This is a genomic window from Stenotrophomonas sp. PA-6-5C (assembly GCF_021605635.1).
Classification (GTDB): Bacteria; Pseudomonadota; Gammaproteobacteria; order Xanthomonadales; family Xanthomonadaceae; genus Stenotrophomonas; species Stenotrophomonas lactitubi.
Map to the genome: position 1 here is coordinate 72,102 of NZ_WKEE01000013.1, position 23,423 is coordinate 95,524.

17 protein-coding genes, 1 pseudogene and 1 riboswitch are annotated in these 23,423 nt (G+C 66.1%); of the genes and pseudogenes, 9 read left to right on the forward strand and 9 right to left on the reverse strand.

The features are described from left to right. Nucleotides 1-33 precede the first annotated feature (33 nt). The 3 genes and pseudogenes from GIW57_RS08000 to GIW57_RS08010 all read right to left on the reverse strand — a co-directional run bounded on the left by GIW57_RS08000 (nt 34) and on the right by GIW57_RS08010 (nt 3,303). A complete protein-coding gene (locus GIW57_RS08000; RefSeq protein ID WP_236509887.1) occupies nt 34-654 on the reverse strand; it encodes a hypothetical protein in 621 nt (206 codons plus the stop codon). A 315-nt stretch (nt 655-969) separates the two neighbouring features. Further along, a pseudogene (locus GIW57_RS08005) lies at nt 970-1,185 on the reverse strand (hypothetical protein); the annotation flags it as partial. Nucleotides 1,186-1,206: 21 nt separating this feature from the next. Then, complete coding sequence (locus tag GIW57_RS08010; protein ID WP_236509892.1) at nt 1,207-3,303, reverse strand: catalase; 2,097 nt, start codon at nt 3,301-3,303, stop codon at nt 1,207-1,209. 117 nt (nt 3,304-3,420) lie between these two features. Here GIW57_RS08010 and GIW57_RS08015 point away from each other — a divergent pair, with 117 nt between their 5' ends. The 3 genes from GIW57_RS08015 to GIW57_RS08025 all read left to right on the forward strand — a co-directional run bounded on the left by GIW57_RS08015 (nt 3,421) and on the right by GIW57_RS08025 (nt 6,145). Continuing rightward, nucleotides 3,421-4,143, forward strand: a complete 723-nt coding sequence (locus GIW57_RS08015; RefSeq protein WP_236509895.1) for an AraC family transcriptional regulator — start codon at nt 3,421-3,423, stop codon at nt 4,141-4,143. Nucleotides 4,144-4,224: 81 nt separating this feature from the next. Further along, nucleotides 4,225-5,595, forward strand: a complete 1,371-nt coding sequence (locus tag GIW57_RS08020) for an amino acid permease (protein ID WP_306669828.1) — start codon at nt 4,225-4,227, stop codon at nt 5,593-5,595. Nucleotides 5,596-5,734: 139 nt separating this feature from the next. Beyond that, complete coding sequence (locus GIW57_RS08025) at nt 5,735-6,145, forward strand: VOC family protein (RefSeq protein WP_236509899.1); 411 nt, start codon at nt 5,735-5,737, stop codon at nt 6,143-6,145. A gap of 96 nt (nt 6,146-6,241) precedes the next feature. Here the strand turns inward: GIW57_RS08025 and gcvP are convergent, their stop codons facing one another. Beyond that, nucleotides 6,242-9,109, reverse strand: coding sequence for an aminomethyl-transferring glycine dehydrogenase (gene gcvP, locus GIW57_RS08030; RefSeq protein ID WP_100460031.1), 2,868 nt, complete (start codon nt 9,107-9,109; stop codon nt 6,242-6,244). Between the two features lie 61 nt (nt 9,110-9,170). Further along, a riboswitch (glycine riboswitch) is annotated at nt 9,171-9,273 on the reverse strand. Between the two features lie 299 nt (nt 9,274-9,572). On the opposite strand from gcvP, the gene GIW57_RS08035 reads away from it, so the two are divergent. From GIW57_RS08035 to GIW57_RS08045, 3 genes are all read left to right on the forward strand, one after another. After that, on the forward strand, nt 9,573-10,799 hold the full coding sequence (locus tag GIW57_RS08035; RefSeq protein WP_236509902.1) for a multidrug effflux MFS transporter: 1,227 nt from the start codon (nt 9,573-9,575) through the stop codon (nt 10,797-10,799). 142 nt (nt 10,800-10,941) lie between these two features. Continuing rightward, a complete protein-coding gene (locus tag GIW57_RS08040) occupies nt 10,942-11,838 on the forward strand; it encodes a siderophore-interacting protein (protein WP_236509904.1) in 897 nt (298 codons plus the stop codon). A gap of 77 nt (nt 11,839-11,915) precedes the next feature. Continuing rightward, nucleotides 11,916-12,308 carry a hypothetical protein gene (locus tag GIW57_RS08045; protein WP_089236443.1) on the forward strand — a complete coding sequence of 131 codons (393 nt, stop codon included), beginning with the start codon at nt 11,916-11,918 and terminating at the stop codon, nt 12,306-12,308. Nucleotides 12,309-12,436: 128 nt separating this feature from the next. Here the strand turns inward: GIW57_RS08045 and GIW57_RS08050 are convergent, their stop codons facing one another. From GIW57_RS08050 to GIW57_RS08065, 4 genes are all read right to left on the reverse strand, one after another. Further along, nucleotides 12,437-14,407 carry a M2 family metallopeptidase gene (locus GIW57_RS08050; protein ID WP_236509917.1) on the reverse strand — a complete coding sequence of 657 codons (1,971 nt, stop codon included), beginning with the start codon at nt 14,405-14,407 and terminating at the stop codon, nt 12,437-12,439. 610 nt (nt 14,408-15,017) lie between these two features. Then, nucleotides 15,018-16,667: a phosphoethanolamine--lipid A transferase gene (locus tag GIW57_RS08055; protein WP_236509919.1), complete on the reverse strand. Its 1,650-nt coding sequence runs from the start codon at nt 16,665-16,667 to the stop codon at nt 15,018-15,020. Continuing rightward, nucleotides 16,664-17,416: a phosphatase PAP2 family protein gene (locus GIW57_RS08060; RefSeq protein ID WP_100460027.1), complete on the reverse strand. Its 753-nt coding sequence runs from the start codon at nt 17,414-17,416 to the stop codon at nt 16,664-16,666. Before GIW57_RS08060 ends, GIW57_RS08055 begins: the two co-directional genes overlap by 4 nt. A 112-nt stretch (nt 17,417-17,528) precedes the next feature. Beyond that, nucleotides 17,529-19,232: a glycosyltransferase family 39 protein gene (locus tag GIW57_RS08065; RefSeq protein WP_236509922.1), complete on the reverse strand. Its 1,704-nt coding sequence runs from the start codon at nt 19,230-19,232 to the stop codon at nt 17,529-17,531. 132 nt (nt 19,233-19,364) lie between these two features. Between GIW57_RS08065 and GIW57_RS08070 the strand changes: the two genes are divergently transcribed. Further along, a complete protein-coding gene (locus tag GIW57_RS08070) occupies nt 19,365-20,075 on the forward strand; it encodes a response regulator transcription factor (protein WP_099818923.1) in 711 nt (236 codons plus the stop codon). After that, complete coding sequence (locus GIW57_RS08075) at nt 20,065-21,345, forward strand: HAMP domain-containing sensor histidine kinase (RefSeq protein ID WP_236509925.1); 1,281 nt, start codon at nt 20,065-20,067, stop codon at nt 21,343-21,345. The genes GIW57_RS08070 and GIW57_RS08075 overlap by 11 nt, the downstream gene beginning before the upstream one ends. Nucleotides 21,346-21,432: 87 nt before the next feature. Here the strand turns inward: GIW57_RS08075 and GIW57_RS08080 are convergent, their stop codons facing one another. Next, a complete protein-coding gene (locus tag GIW57_RS08080; RefSeq protein ID WP_236509928.1) occupies nt 21,433-21,822 on the reverse strand; it encodes a VOC family protein in 390 nt (129 codons plus the stop codon). Nucleotides 21,823-21,978: 156 nt separating this feature from the next. On the opposite strand from GIW57_RS08080, the gene GIW57_RS08085 reads away from it, so the two are divergent. Continuing rightward, complete coding sequence (locus tag GIW57_RS08085; RefSeq protein WP_236509931.1) at nt 21,979-23,235, forward strand: DUF819 family protein; 1,257 nt, start codon at nt 21,979-21,981, stop codon at nt 23,233-23,235. Nucleotides 23,236-23,423: the final 188 nt, after the last annotated feature.

Here is a 23,423-nt window from a genome sequence, read left to right on the forward strand (position 1 = left end):
CTGATCCGTTGTCAGCGCCGGCATTGTTTCAGCTCAACGTTTGAAGAGGCGCTCGTGCATCCATCCATCGTTCGTCAGAACGAGCGTTGCTCTGCCTTTGATATCGCCGGTCTGCTCGGCGAAATTCCTGTAACTCGCGCGCATTGCTTCGGAATTTGCCCAGTCTTCCGCGCCTTGAACCTTGTAGCGGAAGTTCACCTCGGACAGCTTCACGCCCATCATGTCGCTCGGCTCGGTGAAGTTGTCTACATCCACCATCGTGTACTTGCCGGTGCAGAAGGCATCCTGTGAAGCAACGGTGTCCGCCGCATTGGCGACCAGGAACTTCTTTCCCTTTTCGGTGAGGTCATACTTGCCGGCAGGCTGCATCCCGTTGCCGAATACCGGCTTGGTTTCGGTGTCACTCCGGTTCAGCAGGCCTGCATCGGTCAGGGCATCAGCACGTTTGCGCTCCTGTTGCCGCAGCAAGTCTTCATTGGCCAGGATGAACGGCATCTGCCGAGCGGGAACGGCAGCACAGAGACCTTTCTGGGTATCCAGAAAACTCTGGATAGCTTTGCTGAAGTTGCTCTTGCTGGGGTCCTTGGAGCTACCGCAGGCGGCAAGTGCCAGGCTGAGCGTGCCGACTACAAACATATTCGTTCTGTGCGACATGACGAGATTCCTTTCCATGAGAGGCAGGAACGTAGTATCGCTCAATAAACAAAGGGTGCCGACTTGGATTTGTCGGAAGTGGGGCAGATTGATACACGATGCGCTCACGTCCCCACCCGAAAACCGTTGACGCAGGAAAAGGATGTCTTGGCGACTGCATGCTGGAAGGCGAGGTTGCTGGCGGCCAATCGCGACAGCCAGCATCCAGGGTCGCTCCTCAGGGACAGTTGCTCTCCGCCGTCTGCTCCCGTGCATGCGAGGGGACAATCAGTTCTTCCCGCGCTTGCTCGCCGGTTTTCTTACAGCCCCTTTCCGGGTGGTCTTCGTCGTTGCACGCGTCTTTGCCGCCTTCTTCGGCGTCTTGCGCGCGCTGCCGCTGCGCTTGCCGCCACCATCCTGCTTGTTCACGGTGGCCCAGGCGATGCGCTCGGCGGTGCCTTCGCTGGCACCGCGTTCGCGCTCACTCGCTTCGATATGCTCGGCCTGGCGTTTCTGCTTGTCGGTATAGGCGGATTTGTCACCACGGGGCATGGGAATTCTCCTGTTGGATGATCATGCCAGCAGGCGCAGCTTCGGCTCGCGCGCCCACTGTCGGGTGGCGGCAGCGGTGAGGAAGGCTTTGCTGTCTTCCGCCTCGACGGTGCCTGCATCGTTGCCGACCCGTGCTGCCTTCAGCAGGGCCTGTGCACCTTCGTCACTGGCGATCGCTTTGAGGTGCGCCCAGGCGTCGCTGACGAAGCCCACGGCCGCGGCTTCCTTGGCCAACGCCTTGCCAGCATCGGCACTCAGCACCACGGCCACCGCATCGAACACCACCGACGGAGTACCGGCCAGCTGTCCATCGGCGGCTTGCAGCTTGCCGTCGCTGAGCGTGGCGCCGCCGACTTTCGGTGCGACCAGCTTGACGGTGGCGCCGGCCTTTTCAGCGGCCTTGCGCAGGTTGGCGATCACCCGTGCATCGGAACCTTCATCGAACAGGATGCCGATGCAGCGCCCCTGCAGCAGTGGCTTGTTGCGGCCGATCACGCGTACTTCGGGTGCGGCGGGCAGGTCCTGCGCGGGGGTTGCGGTCGGTGCCGGGTCGGGCAGGGGGCGCAGGGCCAGTCCGTCGGCCACGCGCTTAGCCAGTCCCTCGTCGATATTGCGCAGATGGCTGACGGTGCGCACACGCACCTTCTCCGTTTCCACCTTCGACAGCTCGAATACCAGCGCCGAGGCCAGGTGCGCCTGCTCCGGTTTTTCCAGGCTGCGGAAGAACATCCGTGCCTGGCTGTAGTGGTCGGCAAAGCTCTCCGCACGGGTGCGGCCCTTGCGCCCGTCATCGGCGCTGGCGTGGCTGCGGAAACCTGCGGGTGTTTCGCGCGGACTGTCCTCCTGCAGCGAGCTCGGGTCGTAAGCCACGCGTCCCTTCGGCACCTGCATCTGCATGTGGCCATCGCGCTGGTGGTTGGCGAACGGGCACTTCGGTGCGTTGATCGGGATCTGGTTGAAGTTCGGCCCGCCCAGGCGGATCAGCTGGGTATCCAGATAGGAGAACAGCCGTCCCTGCAGCAGCGGATCGTTGCTGAAGTCGATGCCGGGCGGCACGTTGGCCGGGCAGAACGCAACCTGCTCGGTCTCGGCGAAGAAGTTGTCCGGCCAGCGGTCCAGCACCATGCGTCCGATCACCTGCAGCGGCACCAGCGACTCGGGGATGATCTTGGTCGGGTCCAGGTGGTCGAACGGGAAGCCGTCGGCCTGTTCCTCGCTGAACAACTGCACCGCCAGCTCCCACTCGGGGAAGTCGCCGCGCTGGATCGCCTCGAACAGGTCGCGCCTGTGGAAATCGTTGTCGGCGGCCTGCAGTTTCAGCGCCTCGTCCCAGATCGTGGACTGCAGCCCCAGCTTCGGGCGCCAGTGGAACTTGACGAAGGTGGAGTTCCCTTCTTCATCCAGCAGGCGGAAGCTGTGGATGCCGAAACCTTCGATGGTGCGCAGCGAGCGTGGGATCGTGCGGTCGCTCATCGCCCACATGATCATGTGCATCGATTCGGGCATCAGCGAGACGAAATCCCAGAATGTGTCGTGCGCGCTGGCGGCCTGCGGGAACGCGCGGTCTGGTTCCATCTTCACCGCATGGATCAGGTCGGGGAACTTGATCGCATCCTGGATGAAGAACACCGGGATGTTGTTGCCGACCAGATCCCAGTTGCCTTCCTTCGTGTAGAACTTCACCGCGAAGCCGCGCACGTCGCGCGGGGTGTCGACCGAACCGGCGCCGCCGGCAACAGTGGAGAAACGGGTGAACACCGGCGTCTTCACCCCGACCTCGGTGAGGATCTTCGCCCGCGTCACCTTGCCCAGCGACCGGGTCAGTTCGAAGAAGCCATGGGCGGCCGAGCCGCGCGCGTGGACGATGCGCTCGGGAATGCGCTCGTGGTCGAAGTGGGTGATCTTCTCGCGCAGCAGGAAGTCTTCCAGCAGGGTCGGGCCACGCGGCCCCTGGCGCAGGGAATTCTGGTTGTCGGCAACCGGGATGCCCTGGTTGCTGGTCAGTACCGGATGTTCTCCTCCCGCCAGTTGATGCAGTTCATCGCCCTGGCCGCGGCTGTCACGGTCGGCGGAGGGAGTGGCGGGAGCGCGCTTGCCGGTCGGCTTGCTGGCGGCCATGGAGGATCTCCTGGAGCGGGTAGGGGCAGGCCCCAGACACTGGCGCCGTCGGTGTTAATGCACGGTCCCGTGGGAGTGAACGCGCAGACAAATCGGCGGCTCGGGTATGCTTGCCGCATGCGAGTCGAACCCGCCGACATCGAAGCCCTGTTCGACGCCATTCCGGACGTGCTGTTCTTCATGAAGGACCGCCAGGGCCGCTACACCTACGTCAACCAGACCATGCTGCGACGGCTGGGCCTGCGTGCGCGCAAGGACGTGATCGGCCGCACCGCGGCCGAGATCTACCCAACCGGCCTGAGCGCGGACTATGTCGACCAGGACGCACGCGTGCTGTCCGGCGAGGTGATCGAGAACCTGATGGAACTGCACCTGTTCGCCAACCGCGAACCGGGCTGGTGCCTGACCTGCAAGCGCCCGCTGGTGGTGGAGGGCCAGGTCGAGGGGCTGATCGGCATCTCCCGCGACCTCGGCCAGAAGGACAGCCTGGGCACCCAGTACGAGCAGCTGCGGCTGGCCCTGGCCCACCTCAATACGCACTACGCCGAGAACGTGCGGATGCAGACCCTGCTGGACATCACCGGTTTTTCGTTGTCCAAGCTGGAGCGCAGCTTCCGCAAGGTGTTCCAGATGACCCCGCAGCAGGTGCTGACCCGGCTGCGGATCCAGATGGCCATGCACCTGCTGCATGGCAACGAGAGCATCGCCTGCATCGGCCAGGCCTGCGGTTTCAGCGACCAGAGCGCGTTCACCCGCAAGTTCAAGGCTGAAACCGGTTTCTCGCCGCGCGCTTACCGGGCCCGTATTGGTGGGAATGTCGGCGAGCAGCTACCGGCCTGAGTTCCCTGCTGCGCTGTGCCTATCCCCGCGGCGGCAGGACACGGTAAGGTGTCGCCCTTGTCGCCGCCGCCAGCCCTGCCGATGCCCGCCACTCCCGATCAGACCGCTTCGCCCTCCCGCCTCGGCCATTCGCTCAAGCCACGCCAGCTGATCATGATGGGGCTGGGCAGCGCCATCGGCGCCGGCCTGTTCCTCGGTTCCGGCGTGGGCGTGCAGGCGGCCGGCCCGGCGGTGCTGGTGTCCTACCTGGTGGCCGGCGCGCTGGTGATCATCGTGATGAACGCGCTGGGCGAAATGGCTGCCGCCAAGCCGACCAGCGGTGCGTTCTCGGTGTATGCGGCCGATGCCATGGGCGCCACCGCGGGCGCCACCGTGGGCTGGCTGTGGTGGGTGCAGCTGGTCATCGTCATCGCCGCCGAGGCGGTGGGCGCGGCCGGGTTGCTGGCCACGGTCTGGCCGGTGGTGCCAGTGCCGATGGCAGCACTGGCCTTCATGCTGTTCTTCACCGCGATCAACCTGCTCGGGGTGAAGAACTTCGGTGAGTTCGAATTCTGGTTCGCCATCCTCAAGGTGGCGGCGATCCTGGCCTTCATCGCCGTTGGCGTGGCACTGCTGATGGGCTGGCTGCCGCAGGTGGCCTCGCCGGGACTGAGCAACTTCACCGAGCACGGTGGCTTCGCACCCAAGGGCCTGGCCGGTATCGGTGCGGCACTGTTGGTGGTGGTGTTCGCCTTCGGCGGCACCGAGATCGTGGCCGTCGCGGCGGCGGAAACCGAGGACCCCGAGCGCAGCATCGCCCGTGCCATCCGCACCGTGGCCTGGCGCATCCTGGTGTTCTACATCGGTTCGCTGAGCGTGATCATCGCCGTGGTGCCGTGGACCAGCGAAGCGTTGAAATCGCCGTTCGCCGCGGTTCTCGATGTCGCCAATATTCCGGGTGCGGCCACGGCCATCACCCTGATCGCGGTGATCGCCCTGCTGTCGGCGCTCAATGCCAATCTCTACGGCGCCTCGCGCATGATGTATTCGCTGGCGCAACGCCGCGAAGCACCGGCCGTGCTGGGCTGGACCGACCCGCGCCAGGTGCCGGTGATCGCGGTGCTGGCCAGCGTCCTGTTCGGTTTCGCTGCCACCATCATGGAACTGCTGTTCCCGGACAAGGTGTTGCCGGTACTGCTGAACATCGTCGGTTCCACCTGCCTGCTGGTGTGGACGCTGTCGCTGGTTTCGCAGCTGGTGCTGCGCCGTCGCGCCGACCGTCTGGGCACGCGCCTGCCGTTCCGCATGGCCGGCTTCCCGTGGCTGACCGTCTGCGCGCTGGCGATCCTGGCGTTGATTTTCGGCCTGCTGCTGAGTGAAGCGCATACGCGCCTGCAGTTCCTGTCGATGGTGGCGCTGACGGCGACCATCGCGGCCAGCAGCGCCATTGCCCGGCGCATGCGCGAGGCCTGATCCTGTAGAGCCGACCCTACGGTCGGCTGCTGTTCGGGCAGACGTCAGCCGAGCATGGGCTCGGCTCTACAGCAGGCATACATCGGCCGTGCCATCCTGATCGCGTGGGCCACACCGGCCCGACGAACGGGAGCACCGCATGCTGCGCAGCCGTCCCTTCCTGATGTTCACCGGCCAGGCCGAAGCCGCGCTGGCCCTGTACGCCGAAGCCTTCGCCGAATTCCGCCTGCTGGCCCTGCAGCGCCATCCGGACGGGGCGGGTGCGGGCATACCCGGTCAGGTCCGCCAGGCCATTTTCCTGCTCGGCGGCACCCACTACCTGTGCTTCGACAGCCTGGATGTGCACGACTTCACGTTCACGCCCTCGATGTCGCTGTTCGTGGAATGTGCGGGCGCCGAATCGTTCGAGCGCGCCGCGCGCGTGCTCGGCGACGGCGGGCATTGGCTGATGCCGGTGGGCGACTACGAGTTCAGCAGCCGCTACGGCTGGGTGCAGGACCGTTTCGGCGTGTCGTGGCAGTTGAGCCTGGGGCAGGTGCCGGATCCGTGATGGCAAAGCATCCACGCATGGCGTGGATCTACTGGAAAGGAAAACGGCCCGCTTGCGCGGGCCGTTCTGTTACCGAATCACCGATACCGCGAAGGCTTACGCCTCGACTTCATCGTCCTTGTAGGCATCGACCGGGATGCAGGCGCACATCACGTTCTTGTCGCCGTACACATTGTCGACGCGGGCCACCGGCGGCCAGTACTTCTGCAGCTTCAGGCTCGGCAGCGGGAAGGCGGCCAGTTCACGCGGGTAGGCGTGGGTCCATTCGCTGGCGGTCACCGCCGTGGCCGTGTGCGGGGCGTTCTTCAGCGGGTTGTCCTCGCGGTCCAGGCGGCCGTCTTCGATCGCGGTGATCTCCTCGCGGATCTGGATCATCGCGTCGATGAAGCGGTCCAGCTCGTGCAGCGATTCGCTTTCGGTCGGCTCGACCATCAGCGTGCCGGCCACCGGGAAGCTCAGGGTCGGGGCATGGAAGCCGAAGTCGATCAGGCGCTTGGCCACGTCTTCAGCACCGATGCCGCTGGTCTTCTCCAGCGGACGCACGTCCAGGATGCACTCGTGCGCGACCAGGCCGTTGCGACCGGTGTACAGGGTCTTGAAGTGCGGGGCCAGGCGCTTGGCGATGTAGTTGGCGTTGAGCTGGGCGACCTGGGTGGCCTTGCGCAGGCCTTCGGTGCCCATCATTGCGATGTACATCCAGCTGATCGGCAGGATCGAGGCGCTGCCGAAGCTGGCGGCGCTGACCATGCCGACCGGACCGTTGTCACCCAGCTTGCCCGGCAGGAACGGGGCAAGGTGCGACTTGACCGCACACGGGCCAACGCCCGGGCCGCCGCCGCCGTGCGGGATGCAGAAGGTCTTGTGCAGGTTCAGGTGCGAAACGTCCGAACCCCACTTGCCCGGCTTGGCCACGCCGACCAGGGCGTTCATGTTGGCACCATCGGTGTACACCTGGCCGCCGTGCTTGTGGATGATCTCGCAGATCTCCACCACCTCTTCCTCGAACACGCCGTGCGTGGACGGGTAGGTCATCATGATCGCGGCCAGGCGGTCGCTGTACTTCTCGGCGTTGAGGCGGATGTCCTCGACGTCGACGTTGCCGTTGGCATCGGTCTTGGTGACCACGACCTTCATCCCGCACATCTGTGCCGAGGCCGGGTTGGTGCCGTGCGCCGAATCCGGAATCAGGCAGATGTCACGGTGATCTTCGCCGCGCGAGCGGTGGTAGGCGCGGATCGCCAGCAGGCCGGCGTACTCGCCCTGCGCACCGGAGTTCGGCTGCAGGCTGACGGCATCGTAGCCGGTGCACTCGACCAGCATCGCTTCCAGCGAATCGATCAGTTCCTTGTAGCCCAGCGCCTGCTCGGCCGGCACCAGCGGGTGGATCTGCGAGAACTCCGGCCAGGTCACCGGGATCATTTCGGCGGTGGCGTTGAGCTTCATGGTGCACGAGCCCAGCGGGATCATCGTGCGGTCCATCGCCAGGTCCTTGTCGGCCAGCGAACGCAGGTAGCGCAGCAGTTCGTGCTCGCTGTGGTGGGTGTTGAACACCGGGTGGGTCAGGAACGCGGACTGGCGCAGCAGGCCGGCCGGCAGCGCGTCGGCGGTGCTGGCATCCAGCGCGTCCACATCAACGTTGGCACCGAACAGCGCGCCCACGGCGACGATATCGGCGCGGGTGGCGGTCTCGTCCAGGCTGATGCCCACCGAGCTGCTGTCGATCGCACGCAGGTTGTAGCCGGCAGCACGGGCCTTGGCATGGATCGCGTCGGCGTCGACACCGGTCACGTGCAGCGTGTCGAAGAAGTCGGCACCGACCTGCACACCGGCGGTGCGCAGCGCGCTGGCCAGGATCGCGGCCAGGCGATGGGTGCGGCGGGCGATGCGGGTCAGGCCTTCCGGACCGTGGTAGACGGCGTACATCGAGGCCATCACTGCCAGCAGCACCTGTGCGGTACAGATGTTGGAGGTGGCCTTCTCGCGGCGGATGTGCTGTTCGCGGGTCTGCAGGGTCAGGCGGTAGGCCGGGTTGCCCTGTGCGTCGATCGAGACGCCGATCAGGCGGCCCGGCATCGAACGCTTGTAGGCGTCACGGCAGGCCATGAACGCAGCATGCGGGCCACCGAAACCGAACGGCACGCCGAAACGCTGGCTGTTGCCGACCACGATGTCCGCACCCCATTCGCCCGGGGCGGTCAGCAGGGTCAGGGCCAGCAGGTCGGTGGCCACGGCCACCAGGCCGCCGCGCGCGTGCACGGCATCGACCAGCGCCTTGTAGTCGCCGACCTGGCCGAAGGTATCGGGGTACTGCAGCAGCAGGCCGAAGGCTTCTGCTTCCAGCGCTTCGGCCGGGGTGCCCACGCGCAGCACGATGCCCATGGGCTCGGCGCGGGTGCGCAGCAGTTCCAGCGTCTGCGGGTGCACGGCGTCGTGCACGAAGAAGGTGTCCGACTTCGACTTGGCCGAGCGCTTGGCCAGGGTCATCGCTTCAGCGGCAGCGGTGGCTTCGTCCAGCAGCGAGGCGTTGGCGATTTCCATGCCGGTCAGGTCGGCGCACAGGGTCTGGAAGTTGATCAGCGCTTCCATGCGGCCCTGCGAGATTTCCGCCTGGTACGGGGTGTAGGCGGTGTACCAGGCCGGGTTTTCCAGGATGTTGCGCAGGATCACGTTCGGCGTGTGGGTGCCGTAATAGCCCTGGCCGATGAAGCTGCGCAGCACGGTGTTCTTGTCGGCGATCGCGCGGATCTTCGCCAGCGCCTGCACTTCGGTGATCGACTCCGGCAGCGCCAGCGGTGCCGGCGACTTGATCTTGGCCGGGACGATGGCATCGGTCATCGCATCCAGTGATGCGTGGCCGATGACGCCGAGCATCTGCGCGATTTCGACATCGTTGGGGCCGATGTGGCGCTCGACGAACGCCGAATGGTGCTCGAGCTCACGCAGGGAAGGGGTGTTCTGGGACATGGCGAAGGATCCGTCAGGAAAGGGCACACGCACGGGCACAAGCCGCCGGTCGGCGGTCTGCGGGCGCCCCTCTGTCCTTTTGCCTGAGAGTTTAAAAGCGCGGAAAACCGCAGCTTCGTGCCCCTTCGGCGCCGGATCGAACCGGTCTCTCCAGAGTTCTGTTACGGGTGGTATCGGGCCTGAGCGATTACGGGCGTTGCGCCTTCGGCAGCGGTGACCTGCTTCTCCCACCGTGTTGCCCGCCGATTATAGCCTCTTGCCGGTGCCCGACGGTGGCCCGGAGCGGCCTCACAGGCCTGAATGGCCGATGGCCCGGGCGTGCGTTCTGTGCACCCGTGCATGGCGTCGCACGCATTCCCCACCTATGATGGTCGGATTCTCGTATTCATCTGGCGCCGTCCCTGCTGCAGGGGATCGGCGCCCGCCGTGCGTGTCACGCATGGCCCTGCCGGACGCTTGCCCGATGACCGCCGCCGTTGCTCCTTCCACCCGCCGCATGGCCCTGTTGCTCGCTGGCCTGGCCATGTTCGGTCCGTTCTCGATCGACACCATCTTTCCCGCGTTTCCGCAGCTGGCCCAGCGCCTGGCGGTGGACGAGGTGGCGGTGCAGCAGACCATCAGCGTCTACCTGCTGTTCTACGGCCTGATGAGCCTGGCCCACGGCCCGCTGTCCGATGCCTGGGGGCGCAAGCGGGTGATCCTCGGCGGCCTGGTGATCTTCGTCGGTGCCTCGGTAGGCTGCGCGTTGTCCACCGACCTGACCACGCTGCTGGCGTTCCGCGCACTGCAGGGCCTGTCTGCCGGTGTCGGCATGATCGTCGGCCGCGCGGTGATCCGCGATCTGTACCACGGCCACGACGCGCAGCGGCTGATGAGCCAGGTGTCGATGCTATTCGGTATCGCCCCGGCCATCGCGCCGATCATCGGCGGCTGGATCCTGCTCAGCGGTGCCGGCTGGCCGCTGATCTTCTGGTTCCTGGTGGTATTCGCGCTGGTGCTGCTGGCGGCCACCGCGCGCTTCCTGCCGGAAACCCATCCGGCGCAGGCACGGGTCGCACTGTCGCCACGCGCGTTGATGCGCGACTACGTGCGCATCGGTTTCAACCCGCGTTTCCTGCGCCTGGCGCTGGCCGGCAGCATCGGCTTTGGCGGCATCTTCCTGTACATCTCCTCGGCGCCGGCCATCGTGATGCAGCACCTGCATCTGGGTGAAGGCGGCTTTGCCTGGCTGTTCATTCCCACCATCGGCGGCATGACCACCGGTTCGTTCCTGTCCGGGCGCATGGCCGGGCACAGCACGCCGACGCGGCAGGTGGCCCTCGGCTTCACCTTGTGTGCGGTCTCTACCGTGTTGAACATCGGCTACGTCAGCCTGGCGCCGCAGTTCGCGTTGCCGTGGGCGGTGATGCCGATCTTCCTCGGCGGCATGGGCATGGCGCTGATCTTCCCGATCCTGGCGCTGGCGGTGCTGGACATGTATCCGCAGCAGCGCGGCCTGGCCTCGTCGCTGCAGGCCTTCGTGCAGCTGATGATCAGCACCGTGGTGGCCGGCGTGGTATCGCCACTGCTGCACGACAGCCCGCTGCATCTGGCACTGGGACAGGCGGCCTTCTTCGCGGCCGGCTTCGTGTTCTGGTATTGGGAGCACCAGCGCGAGCGCGCAGCAGAGGCAGCCGGCACGGCGCTTTGAGCGTCGCGCAGGGGTAGGGTGCGCCATCACGCGCGGGCCTCGTTGCGGCGCCGCGGGCAGGGATTAGGCTGGGGTTTCCAGCAAGCCGGTTCGTGGATGCACGACAGCCAGCCATTCCAATGTCGTCGTATGAGGTACCCGCATGGCTGCGCAGCAGACCTACCGCCTGTTCGAGGTGGCGCTGAAGGAGCGCCGCGTTCTTTCTCCTTCCCTGGACCGCATGGTGTTCACCGGCGCCGACGTAGCGCGTATGAAGACCGAAGGCCCGGACCAACGCATCAAGGTGTTCTTCCCTTTGCCCGGCCAGGATGCGCCGGACGTGCCCAGCGGCGAAGACTGGTACGCCCGTTACCGGGCACTGCCCGATGACGCGCGGCCGCCGATGCGCACCTTTACCCTCCGCCAACTGCGCGCCGGCGACTGCGAGGTCGACGTCGACTTCGTGCTGCATGGAGAGACCGGACCGGCCTCGCGCTGGGCCACGCACGCACGGCCGGGCGACCGCGTGGTGCTGCTTGCCCCGGATGCCGACTGTGCGGACAGCAGCGAGGGCTGGGAATGGAAGCCGCCAGCCGGGGTGGGTCAGGTGCTGCTGGTGGCCGATGAGACCGCATTGCCGGCCGTAGCCGGCATCCTCGAGGAACTGGCCGGGCTGGCCGATCCGCCGCGCACGCTGGCCCTGCTGGAGATCGCCCAGGCGGGCGATGCGGTGCCATTGAAGGCACCGGCCACGGCCGAACTGGTGTGGCTGCCGCGCGGGCAGGAGGCCCATGGGCAGCGGTTGCTGCAGGCCGTGCAGGCGCGGCTGGCGGCGGCCTCCGCCGTGGCCGAGGGTGCAGAACTGGACGACATCGACGTCGACGCGCAGATCCTGTGGGAGCAGGCTGACGCCAGCGCGGACGGCGCGATGTATGCCTGGGTAGCGGGCGAGGCCGGCGCGGTGATGGCGATCCGCCGGTATCTGGTGAAGGACTGCGGCCTGGATCGCCGCGCGATCACCTTCATGGGCTACTGGCGGCAGGGGCGGGTGCTGGACTGAGCCGATACCGTGCCGGTGTGAACCAGCATGCAGGGGGCGTGGGTTATCCTTGCGCCCCCGCAATGCAAGCCCCACCGATGTCGACCTCTTCCAAATCCCGCCGCGACCAGCGCCGTCGCCAGGAACAGCAGGCTGCCAACAAGGCCGCCGCCACCGCCTCGCCCGTCGAGCCGCATGCCGAACTGCGCGACACCCAGCGCACGCTGCTGGCCGGCGTCGTCCGTCGCGATGGCGAATGGGTGCTGGGCATGGATGGCCGCATCGCCGGCCAGAGCGAAAGTGCGGCCCAGGTGCTGGCGCTGATCATGCAGGCCGGTGAACTGCACGAACGGCAGGGCACGCCGGTGCGCTTGATCTATTCGGATGCGCTGCGCGATGCGGCGCAGGCCGAAGCCAACGAGAAGGGACAGACCTTCGAGGAATTCAAGGCCGCGCTGGCCGCGCAGCTGGCGGCGAAGAAGAGCAACTGATCGCGCCGAATCTGTAGAGCCGAGCCATGCTCGGCTGCTTTTCCACCGTGCTGCGCACGGTAAGCCGAGCATGGCTCGGCTCTACAACACCTGGAAAGGGGCGGATCCTCGCGGACCCGCCCCTTCTTTCATTTCGCCGCCGCTGCCGGTGCCGCGTTGGCCTGCCAACCGCACATCTGGCCTTCGTTCTGCTGTTTCAACCAGGCGTTGACCGGGCTGAAGTACTCGATCATCGGGCCGGCATCGAGCTTGTCCGAGCCGGTCAGTTCCTTCAGCGTGGCCTGCCACGGCTGGCTGGCGCCCTTGCTCAGCATCGCCCAGTACTTCTGGCCGGCTTCCTTGTTGCCGTAGAAGGTGCACTCGTGCAGCGGGCCCTTGAAGCCGGCGGCATCGCACAGGCCCTTGTAGAACTGGAACTGCAGGATGCGCGCCAGGAAGTAGCGGGTGTACGGGGTGTTGCCCGGCACGTGGTACTTGGCACCCGGATCAAAGAACTCTTCGCCACGGGTGCTGGCCGGCGCCACGCCCTGGTACTTGGCCTTCAGGTCCCACCAGGCCTTGTTGTAGTTGTCCGCGGTGATCGAACCATCGAACACGCCCCAGCGCCAGCGGTCGATCATCAGACCGAACGGCAGGAACGACACGCCCGACAGCGCCATGCGCATCTGGTTGTTGATGACTGCCTCGCGGCTCTCGGTCGGCGCGTCCACCAGCCCGATCGAACTGAGGTACTTCGGCGTCATCGCCAGCACGATGGTGTCGCCGATCGCTTCATGGAAGCCATCGTTGGCACCGCCCTGGAACAGCGGCGGCAGCGGGTTGTAGGCCAGGTCGTAATAGATGTGGCCCAGCTCGTGGTAGATGGTGGTGAAGTTCTCTTCGTTGGGCTTGATGCACATCTTGGTGCGCACGTCGCCTTCCATGTTCATGTCCCAGGCGCTGGCGTGGCAGACCACGTCGCGGTCATCGGGCTTGATGAACTGGGTCTTGTCCCAGTACGACTGCGGCAACGACGGCATGCCCAGCGACACGTAGAAGTCCTGCGCACGCTCGGTCATCTGCTTGGCGGTGCGCAGTTCGGCCTCGCGCTGCGCCTTGTACTGCGCGGCCACGTTCGCATCCTTGCCGGCCTTGGCCAGCGCCGCGCTCAGGTTGGTCTGGTACTGCTTTTCCAGCGCCGCGGTGATGTCCAGGCTGCCGGCGCCCGGGTACGGTTCCAGCTGGTCCCACAGGTTGGACCAGTCCTGCTGCCACATGTTGCCCATCAGGTGCGCGGCGATCAGGCCGTTGCCCACCTCGGCCTTGTCCTTGCCATAGGTCTTGTCCAGCTTGCCGCGCGCATAGCAGTGCAGCTGCTCGTACATCGGCTTGACCTGTTCCCACAGACGATCGGTTTCCGGGCCGATCTGCTCCGGCGGCATGTCATAGCCACTGCGCCACATCTGCCCGGCATCGGTGAAGCCCATGCCCTTGGCACCTTCGTTCACCAGGCCGACGAACTTCTGGTAATCACCGCGCATGCTCTTGGTGGTGCTGTGCCAGCCCTGCCAGGCATCGAGCTGCTGGTCATAGTCGCGGCTGCGCGCCAGCACCTGCTCCAGCTCACCCAGCTGGCGGCATGAGTTCGGATCGTTGGCATCGGTGCAGTACTTGCCTGCGCCGTAGCTGCCTTCCATGCGGGTGGCGATCTGGGTCAGTTCGGCCAGCTTGGCCGGGTCGCGCGGTGCCGGCATCGACGACATCAGCTTCAGCAGGTGAATCGCGCGCTTGCTGTCCTCGCTCATCGGCTTGCCGTCGAACGTGCCGGCCTGCTCGATCCAGCTGTTGAGCTGGGTCAGCGAACGCTCGTTGGCCTTGGCCGCGATGCGCTCTGAATCACTGTTGATGTAGGTGGAGGACAGCCACTGGGCCGAGGTCATCTCCGGGTAGGCCGCCTTGAATTCGGCATTGATGCGGGCCACGAACTGGTCAGCGGTTTCGCCGGCCGGTGCGCTGCTGCTGGCGGTATCGGTGCCTGGGGCAGCTTCCTTCTTGCAGGCGGCCAGGGCCAGCGTAGCGGCGGCGATTGCCGCGGCCAGCAGGAGATGACGGTGTTTCACGGGCGGTCCTTGGGTGGTGAACGACCGCCGAAGGCTAGTGGGCAGGGCTTGTCACCGCAAGTGGCGGAAGTCGGCCGGGCGGCGCCCGGCACCCGCAGAGGCCTTCAGGCAACGGCAGAAGCCGGAGCAACAGCAAGAGCGGGCTATCCGTGAGGTGGTGGGGCGGTGTCGGAGTGCGGGGACGCCGCAAGTACGTCCCTGTAGGCTTGGCAGCCGCATCCATGCGGCTGACACCCCGCACTCCGACACCGCCCCACCTCTGACAGATCTCCGCGGCTGTTGGTGGGTGTCGACCTTGGTCGACACATCTGTCAGGTATCGAAAATCAAAATGGGGTCAGATCCGTTTTCCGAAGGAAAACGGATCTGACCCCGAGAAATGGCCTGACAGATCGCGGAAATCTGTCGAAGGCGGGGTGGGTCCGGTGGCGGGAGTGTCCGCGGCATGGATGCCGCGGCCAAGCCCCCATGGACGGGTTTACGGCGTCTCCCGCCACCGGACCCGCCCCGCCATCCCTCAGGAAACCCGCTTCTGCTGTTGCTTCGGCCGTTGCTGTTGCTGTTGCCGTTGCATCTGCAGGTGCAGGGCTGCAAGCCCTGCCGACAAACCCTCAACTCTCGCAGTTGGCGAACAGATCGCGATCACGCTCGTACAGCGAGGTCTTCACCTGCATCAGCCCCAGCACCGACGGGAACAGGTTGTCATGGTCGGTGTAGCTGACCGAGCGCTTGCGCACGCACTGCAGGTCCAACCCACGGCTGCTGGCAAAGCCCGGTGAGAACCACATCGTCATCGGTACCCGGGTCTGCTCGGCCGGTGCGATCGCGTATGGCACGCCGTGCAGGTACAGGCCCTTTTCGCCCAGCGACTCACCGTGGTCGGACAGGTAGATCATCGCCGTGTCGTAGTCCTGCAGACCCTGCAGCGTACCGATGGTCTTGCTCAGAAAATGATCGGTGTACAGCACCGCGTTGTCGTAGCTGTTGGTGATCTCTTCGCGTGTGCAGCGGCCGATGTCGCGGGTATCGCAGGTCGGGGTGAAGCGGCGGAAGGCGGGCGGGTAGCGCTCGAAATAGGCCGGGCCATGGTTGCCCAGCTGGTGCATCACCACCACGCGGTCACCCGGGCGCGCACGCACCTGGGTGGCCAGGTCCTGCAGCAGGATCTCGTCCATGCAACGGCCATCGGCACACAGCCCCGGTGTGGTCGCGTCCGACAACGACTGGAAGTCCAGGCCCTCGCATACGCCCTTGCAGCCGGACTGGTTGTCGCGCCACAGTGGCGCGATGCCCGCGCGGTTCAGTACATGCAGCAGCGATTGGTGCGCGCGGATCTTCTTTTCATCGTACTCGTGGCGTCCCCATGGCGAGAACAGGCACGGCAGCGACACCTCGGTGCTGGTGCCGCAGGAGTGCATGTCCGGGAAATTGACCACTGCCGCCTGGGCCAACTCCGGCGTGGTGTTGCGGCCACCATTCAAGCCCCAGTTCTGCGCGCGCACCGTTTCGCCCATCACGATCACCAGCAGGCGTGGCTTGCTGGTCGGTGCGCGCGGCGTCGCCTTGGCATCGGTACCGATCGGCAGCTTCGGCGCGCGTTGTACCGGGTTGTCGCCGCGCAACGCACGCGGCAGCCCCAGCAGCACATTGGCGGGCGTCGCCAGGTAGCGCACTTCGCGCTGGTTGCGCATCAGGGCCGACACATCCTGGAAGGAAGCCAGTGCGCCACCGAGCGCAGTGGCCGCAGCCACAAGCAGGAAACCGATGCGCCACAGCAGGCTGCGGCCCCAACTGCGGCGGCGCAGTTCAACGCGCCACAGCACCACCATCGGCAGCGCGGCCAGCAGCAGTACCGGCCACAGCAGCGATACCGTCATCAGTTCGCGGCTTTCCTTCGGATCGGTGGCCAGCACGTTGCGCAGCATGTCCGCATCCAGATAGATGTGGTAACGGCTCATGTAGTGCGCGGCGAACGCGGTGACCAGCAGCAGTACGCTGATCACCACCTTGGCATTCCAGCGCCACACCAGGATGCCCAGCAGCACGCCGTGTGCACCCAGCAGCAGCAGCAGCAGCGAAAGCGCATAGCGCAGGCTGCCCGGATGGCTGGCCATGGCGCTGTGCCAGAACAGGCCATTGCCAGCCACGGCGAAGAACAGGCTGGTCAGAATGATCAGCGCTTCGGTGGAAAACTGCGGCCGCCATGCGCGGATGCTGGCCAATGTCGGCAACCGGAAGGCACGTTGGACCGATGCGTTCATGCAACCGCCTCCTGGCGGGTCGAGCGGTCCAACTGGCGGCGGACCATCAGGTACAGGCCCAGCGACAGCAGCCAACATATCAACGCGGTAGCAACGTCATGCGAAAGGAAATGGGCGCCACGAAGCTGCTGACCGATGCCGAACACCAGGCCACTGCCGAGTCCGATCCAAAGGCCGGCCCGGCGCCACGACGGTCGCCACAGCAGAGCGAAGAAATACAGGCTCAGCCACGCGTATCCCGCGCTTGCGTGGCCGGCGGGGAAACAGGCGCGGGCGGCCATGCCGGTCGGGCGGCTGCTGAAAAGGCCGACGAACGGTTCGTGTCCGCCATAGCGCAGCAGATCCCACGGGCAGTCCATCGGCACCAGCGACTTCAGCAGCGAGATCAGCCCGGTGCCGAGTGCTACGGCCATCACCACATACAGCAGCGCCCAACGCAGCGTGCGATCGCGGCCACGGCGCCAGTGGTGGAAGCACAGCAGCATCGCCACCAGGGCCGCAGTGGTGCTCAGCCACTTGCCGGCCTTGTGCACCACTGAACGTGTCACCCACGCATCCTGCAGCGCCCAGTGGCCGCCTTCCAGCCGGAACAGATGGTCGGCCAGCCACTGGTCGCCACCAAAGCCCATCAGCAGGGTGAACACCGCAATGCCGATTAGAGAGGGCAGCCAAAGATGGGTAACGGCAAAACGCGACGCCAACAGCGATGGCGCGAAGGAGACTGCCGGGGCAAGAGGACGAGCGGGCATGCAGGGAAGGGGCCGTTACGGGAATCCGCGGCCATGCTCGTCACTGGCATGTCGGAGAAGGGTCGTACATGCGTTTGCGCCGGGTTAATGCGCGCCCGGCGCGAATCGTCGTTCAGTCTTCGTCGTCGTTGGCGCCGGCGCGTTCGGCGTGGCACGCCGGGTCCCACGCAGTACCCGGAAGCAACTGCCAACGATTGCGGTTTGCAACACCGATCTCGATGACCTGGGCCGGATCGACACAGGGGCTCATCGCCTCGTCCAGCACCAGCAACCAGCGCTTGTCCGGGGCCTCGGCCAACCATGGGCCAGCGTCGTGCCACTGCTCCGCCCACGGCCGCTTGAAGCCGAACTCGCGCACCGGCCGGTCGGCCTGCAGCAGGTTCTGTTCGCGCCAGGCCACCAGCGCAAGTTCCGCATCGGGGCCGATCCGCGTGCCCACCCGGCGCATCACCGCCGACGCCGAGGCGTAGGGGTCCAGCGCCGGTATCAGCACCAGTCCGTACAGCACCCACAGCAGGCCGTGGGTGAGCAGTACGAGCGTGGCCGCGCGTCGTACCCGCAGCCACACCGCCAGCGTCGCCACGGCGATGGCGAAGGTCAGCAGGCCGTCGCCGAAGACGGGCAGCAACGTGTCGGGCATCGCCCGCCGTGCCAGCTGCGCCTGTGCCCAGGGGCTGTCGGTCAGCATCATCACGCCAAGCGCGCCGGTGGCCAGCATCAGCAGCAGGCTGTAGCCGAACAGGTAGCGGCGCACGCACAGGCGACGCAGCAGGCCGGGCAGCAACGGTGCAACTGCCAGTGCCATCGCCGGCAACATCGGCAGCACATACACCTCACGCTTGCCGGGGCTGGCAGTGAAGAACAGCAGGACCAGCGCGGCCCAGCCCAGCAGCAGCCACTGGCGCTGGTCACCGCGACGCAGGCGACGCCACCACGGCTTGATCATCAGCGGTAGCAGCAGGGCGCCGGGCAGCCACAGGGTGGCGATCACCTGCAGGTAATACCAGACCGGCTGGCGATGGTGCCAGGCGTTGGCATAGCGGGTGCCGGTCTGCTTGAACAGCAGCTCGTGTGCGTACGACTGCAGCGATGCACTGGGTTCATGCAGCAGCGCCCAGCCCAGCGGCGCCAGCCATACCGCCGTGCCCAGCAGGAACGCCGGAACCAGCCACAGCAGGCTGGCGGGGTGGGGGCCGTCCACCACCTGGCCGCGACGGCGTTGGTACAGCCACCAGCCGAACCAGGGCAGCACCATCAGCAGCGGCAGGAAGCCCACACCCTTTGTCACCGTGCCCACGCCAGCGGCGAAGCCGGCCAGCCACAGCGCCGGCAGGTTGCGGCGCTCGCAGAGGTGGCGCAGCAGGCCCCACAGGGCCAGCGTGGTCATGCCCACCAGCACCATGTCGATCTGCGCGCGCTTGGCCATCAGGCCGAACTGCAGGGTGCAGAACAGTGCGCCAAGTGCGTACAGCGAATGGCGTGGCGACCACAGCCGGCGCGCCAGGTCCGAAACCAGCCACAGGCTGAGCAGCGCGGCCAGCAGCGACGGCAGCAGGAACGACCACTGCCAGCTGCCGACCATCTGGTGGGCAGCGGCCTGCAGCCACATGAACACCGGCGGCTTTTCGGCGTACAGCTCACTACCCCGGTGCGGCAGCAGCCACTCGCCGCTCTCCACCATGGCCCGCGCGGCCAGTACGAACCGTGGCTCGTCCGGTGGCTGCGGCTGGCGCATGCCAAGACCGGCAGCCAGCGCCATCACGATCAGCAGCCACAGCAGGGGAAGGTGCCAGCGGCGGGGCAGGGCAACGGGCACGGGGGGCTCCGGCAGCAAAACGGCCATTCTGATGAGGGGCACGTGGGAAAGCCGTCAGAGCCGCCGCCACGGCGACCGCATTCCGACATCCGCGGCGCTACCATGGTGGCACTCCCCGTGGATGTTTCGTGCATGCGCCTGTTGGTGATCGAGGACAACCGCCAGCTGGTGGCCAACCTGTTCGACTACTTCGAGTCGCGCGGGCATGTGCTCGACGTTGCCCCGGACGGCATCACCGGCCTGCACCTGGCCGGCAGCCATCCGTACGACGCGGTGATCCTGGACTGGATGCTGCCGCGCATGGAGGGCCCGGAGGTGCTGCGGCGGCTGCGTTCCGAGCACGCCTCGGAAGTGCCGGTGATCATGCTGACCGCGCGCGACGAACTGCCGGACAAGATCGCGGGCTTCCGTGCCGGCGCGGATGACTACCTGACCAAACCATTCGCATTGCCGGAACTGGAAGTGCGCCTGGAGGCGCTGCTGCTGCGCGCGCAGGGCCGCAATCCGCGCAAGCGCCTGCAGGTGGGCGACCTGGTGCTGGACCTGGCGACCCTGGAGGCGCAGCGTGCCGGCCAGGTGCTGCACCTGTACCCGGCCTGCCGCAAGCTGCTGGAGGTGCTGATGCGGGCCAGCCCGGGTGCGGTAACCCGGCAGCAGCTGGAATTCGCCCTGTGGGGGGATGAACCGCCGGACGGCGACCTGCTGCGCTCGCATGTGTACGAGCTGCGGCGCAGCGTGGACGGTCCGTTTGCCGACAAGCTGATCCACACACTGCCTCGGGTCGGCTACCGGCTTGCGTCTACTGCAGGTGCCGATGCACGGAACGATGACGATGGCGCGTAAACCGGGCCCGCTGTACCGGCGGGTGGTGTGGTGGCTGCTGGGCTACTTGGCGCTGATTTCGCTGGCGGTGTTCAGCGTGGGCAACTACGTGCACGAACACGCCGAGCACGCGGCGTGGCGCGCGCTGCTCAATTCCGAACTGGACAGCATTGTCGACCACACCGAACACGAGCCGCACTATCGCTGGCAGGACTCGGACACGCTGAGCCTGTTCCGCTTCAATGAAGCCAACATGCCCGCCAGCCTGCGCACCCTGCATCCGGGGTTGCATGACGGGGTGATGATCGGCGAGCGCGAGACGGCGGTGATGGTGCGCGATACCGGTTCGATGGGACGGGTTGCACTGGCCCTGGACATCTCCGATTTCCACGACCTGGAGCAGTTCGCCACACGCTGGGTGATGCTTGCCGGCATCATCATGATCTTCGTCACCGTGTTGATGGCCTCGTTCGGCATGGAGCGCATGGTGCGCCCGCTGAGCCTGCTGGCCCAGCACATCGGTGCTCTGCGGCCTGGCGTGCAGGGCCAGCGCATCGACGTCGATCCGCGCGGCAGTTCCGAGCTGCACACCATTGCCGATGCGCTGAACGATTACCTTGATCGCAACGAGCAGTTCGTCGAGCGCGAGCGGGTGTTCATCAGTACCGCAAGCCATGAACTGCGCACGCCGATCGCAGTGATGACCGGTGCCGCCGAGCTGGCCCTGGAACAGCCGGGCCTGCCTGAGCGCGCACGCCAGCAGATGCAGCGCGTACTGCGTACCGCGCAGGGCGTCGAGCAGCTGATCGAGTTGTTGCTGGTGCTGGCGCGTGATCCCGCACGCCTGGCCAGCCGTGCCGAGCGCATCGCCCTGGACCAGCTGCTGCCGGAAATCGTCGACGACCATCGCCACCTGCTGGGCGACAAGGACCTGAGCATCGGTATCCAAGCCGCGCCGGTCGACATCGTCGCGCCGCTGGCGGTGGTACAGGCAGCGATCGGCAACCTGCTGCGCAATGCCATCGAGAACAGCGGCCGCGGTCATATCGAGCTGCGCCTGACCTCGGTAGCGGTGTTGACCCTGCAGGACCCCGGCCATGGCATGAGTCCGGAAGAGATCGCTGCGATCCACGCGCGGATGGCACGTGGTGAGCGCGGCGATCGCGGTGGCATCGGCCTGGAACTGATCGCGCGGCTGTGCGAGCACCTCGGCTGGACTCTGCAGTTGCAGCCCTGTGAGCCGCGCGGCACCCTGGCCTCGCTCGATTTTGGTACATCGCGGCCAGGCTGACCTGTCCGTCGACCGAGGTCGACGCCTACCAGGCAATGGCCGCGTGCGTTCTGGTAGGTGCCAACCTTGGTTGGCACGCTGGCCGCGTCACCGCGCCGTCGGCCGCGCCACATGCTGGTCGATCAGGATCACGTTGCCATCCGGATCGGCCAACTGCAGATAGGCGGGACCGGTGCCATCGGGATCGGTACGCGCAGTGAGCGCAATGCCCTTGGCGTCCAGCTCGGCCTGTACCTCGCGTACGTCCTGGAAGGACGCCAGTTCCTGCTTGTGCTGGTCCCAGCCGGGATTGAAGGTCAGCAGGTTGCCCTCGAACATGCCCTGGAACAGGCCGACCACGATGCCGTTGTTGCGCAGTACCAGCCAGTTCTGCGCCGCATCACCACCGGTTACCGAGAACCCGAGCGCCTCATAGAACGCACGCGAGGTGGCCAGGTCCTTCACCGCCAGGCTGACTGAAAAAGCGCCGAGTTGCATGAGGCAGGCTCCAGAAGGGAATGCTGCGATTCTCGACAGGCCCGCGCGCTGCCGCAAGCAGCGCAGCATGACCCTGCGTGAAGACTATGTTAATTTCGACCCGCGCCGCTTATGCGGCGCTTTTCTTTTCCGCTCTTTCGATCGACAGAGGATCCCATGCCGACCGAACCCGCTACCGCTACTGCCCTGATCAGCAACGACATCGTTGGCCTTGGTCTGATTGCCGCCACCCTCGCCCTGATTTTCTGGGCTGCCAGTGGCCCAACGCCCTTGCTGAAGAAGATCTTCGCCTGGGTACCCGCACTGCTGCTGTGCTATTTCATCCCCGCCATCTACAACACCGCCGGTCTCATCGATGGCCACAACACCTCGCTGTACAACCCGGTCGCACGTGACGTGCTGCTGCCGGCGGCACTGGTCCTGCTGACCCTGTCGATCGACCTGAAAGGCATCGCCAAGCTCGGCCCGAAGCTGCTGCTGGTGTTCTGCGCCGGCACCGCCGGCATCATGCTCGGTGCCATCGTCTCCTTCCAGGTGATGAAGCTGATCCACCCGGAAACCGTCGCCGGTGACACCTGGGCCGGGATGGCCGCACTGGCCGGCAGCTGGATCGGCGGAGGCGCCAACATGGTTGCCATGCGCGAAGTGTTCGGCACCGATGCCACCACCTTCGGCCAGTTCGCCGTGGTCGACGTGGCCTGCGCCAGCCTGTGGATGGCGATCCTGCTGTTCATGGCCAACCGCGCGCAGCAGATCGATGCCCGCAACGGTGCCGACACCCGCGCCATCGATGAGATGAAGGCGCGCATCAGCGCCTACGATGCGCAGAACGCGCGTATCCCGAGCATGACCGACCTGATGGTGATTGTCGGCGTGGCACTGGGCGGGGTCGGCCTGGCCCATGCCATCGCCGCACCGTTGTCCGGCTGGTTCAAGGCCAATGTCAGCTGGGCCAGCCAGTTCAGCCTCGACAGCCAGTTCGTCTGGGTGATCCTGCTCTCCACTGCGATGGGCCTGACCCTCAGCTTCACCCGCGCGCGGCGGCTGGAAGCGGCTGGTGCTTCGCGCCTGGGCACCGTGTTCCTGTACTTCCTGATCGCCTGCATCGGCATGCAGATGAATCTGCTGTCGCTGCTGGATCGTCCGTGGCTGTTCCTGCTCGGTGCGATCTGGATGGCCACCCACGTGCTGGTGCTGTGGATCGTGGCCAAGCTGGTGCGCGCGCCACTGTTCTTCTTTGCGATTGGTTCGCAGGGCAACATCGGTGCGGCAGCGTCGGCACCGGTGGTTGCGGCAGCGTTCCATCCGACACTGGCGCCGGTGGGCGTGCTGCTGGGCACGGTCGGTTATGCCACCGGTACCGGACTGGCGTACGTGACCGGGTTGATCCTGAAGTGGATGGCCAACGGCTGAGTAGTCCAGCCGGGCGGCGCCCGGCACCCGCAGTAGTGCCGGCCGCTGGCCGGCAACCTCATACAGCAACAGCAACAGCGGGCATTCCGTGGGATGGCGGGGTGGGTCCGGTTGCGGGGGACGGCGCAAGTACGTCCATGTAGCCTCGGTCGCGCCATCCATGGCGCTCACGCCCCCGCAACCGGACC

Excerpts from the sequence above, each read along its gene's own strand:
- GIW57_RS08020 (WP_306669828.1), top strand. The coding sequence starts at position 4,225 with ATGCCCGCCACTCCCGATCAGACCGCTTCGCCCTCCCGCCTCGGCCAT.
- GIW57_RS08025 (WP_236509899.1), top strand. The coding sequence starts at position 5,735 with ATGCTGCGCAGCCGTCCCTTCCTGATGTTCACCGGCCAGGCCGAAGCC.
- GIW57_RS08080 (WP_236509928.1), bottom strand. The coding sequence starts at position 21,822 with ATGCAACTCGGCGCTTTTTCAGTCAGCCTGGCGGTGAAGGACCTGGCC.
- gcvP (WP_100460031.1), bottom strand. The coding sequence starts at position 9,109 with ATGTCCCAGAACACCCCTTCCCTGCGTGAGCTCGAGCACCATTCGGCG.
- GIW57_RS08000 (WP_236509887.1), bottom strand. The coding sequence starts at position 654 with ATGTCGCACAGAACGAATATGTTTGTAGTCGGCACGCTCAGCCTGGCA.
- GIW57_RS08045 (WP_089236443.1), top strand. The coding sequence starts at position 11,916 with ATGTCGACCTCTTCCAAATCCCGCCGCGACCAGCGCCGTCGCCAGGAA.
- GIW57_RS08010 (WP_236509892.1), bottom strand. The coding sequence starts at position 3,303 with ATGGCCGCCAGCAAGCCGACCGGCAAGCGCGCTCCCGCCACTCCCTCC.
- GIW57_RS08060 (WP_100460027.1), bottom strand. The coding sequence starts at position 17,416 with ATGCCCGCTCGTCCTCTTGCCCCGGCAGTCTCCTTCGCGCCATCGCTG.
- GIW57_RS08055 (WP_236509919.1), bottom strand. The coding sequence starts at position 16,667 with ATGAACGCATCGGTCCAACGTGCCTTCCGGTTGCCGACATTGGCCAGC.
- GIW57_RS08040 (WP_236509904.1), top strand. The coding sequence starts at position 10,942 with ATGGCTGCGCAGCAGACCTACCGCCTGTTCGAGGTGGCGCTGAAGGAG.
- GIW57_RS08085 (WP_236509931.1), top strand. The coding sequence starts at position 21,979 with ATGCCGACCGAACCCGCTACCGCTACTGCCCTGATCAGCAACGACATC.
- GIW57_RS08075 (WP_236509925.1), top strand. The coding sequence starts at position 20,065 with ATGGCGCGTAAACCGGGCCCGCTGTACCGGCGGGTGGTGTGGTGGCTG.
- GIW57_RS08015 (WP_236509895.1), top strand. The coding sequence starts at position 3,421 with ATGCGAGTCGAACCCGCCGACATCGAAGCCCTGTTCGACGCCATTCCG.
- GIW57_RS08035 (WP_236509902.1), top strand. The coding sequence starts at position 9,573 with ATGACCGCCGCCGTTGCTCCTTCCACCCGCCGCATGGCCCTGTTGCTC.
- GIW57_RS08070 (WP_099818923.1), top strand. The coding sequence starts at position 19,365 with ATGCGCCTGTTGGTGATCGAGGACAACCGCCAGCTGGTGGCCAACCTG.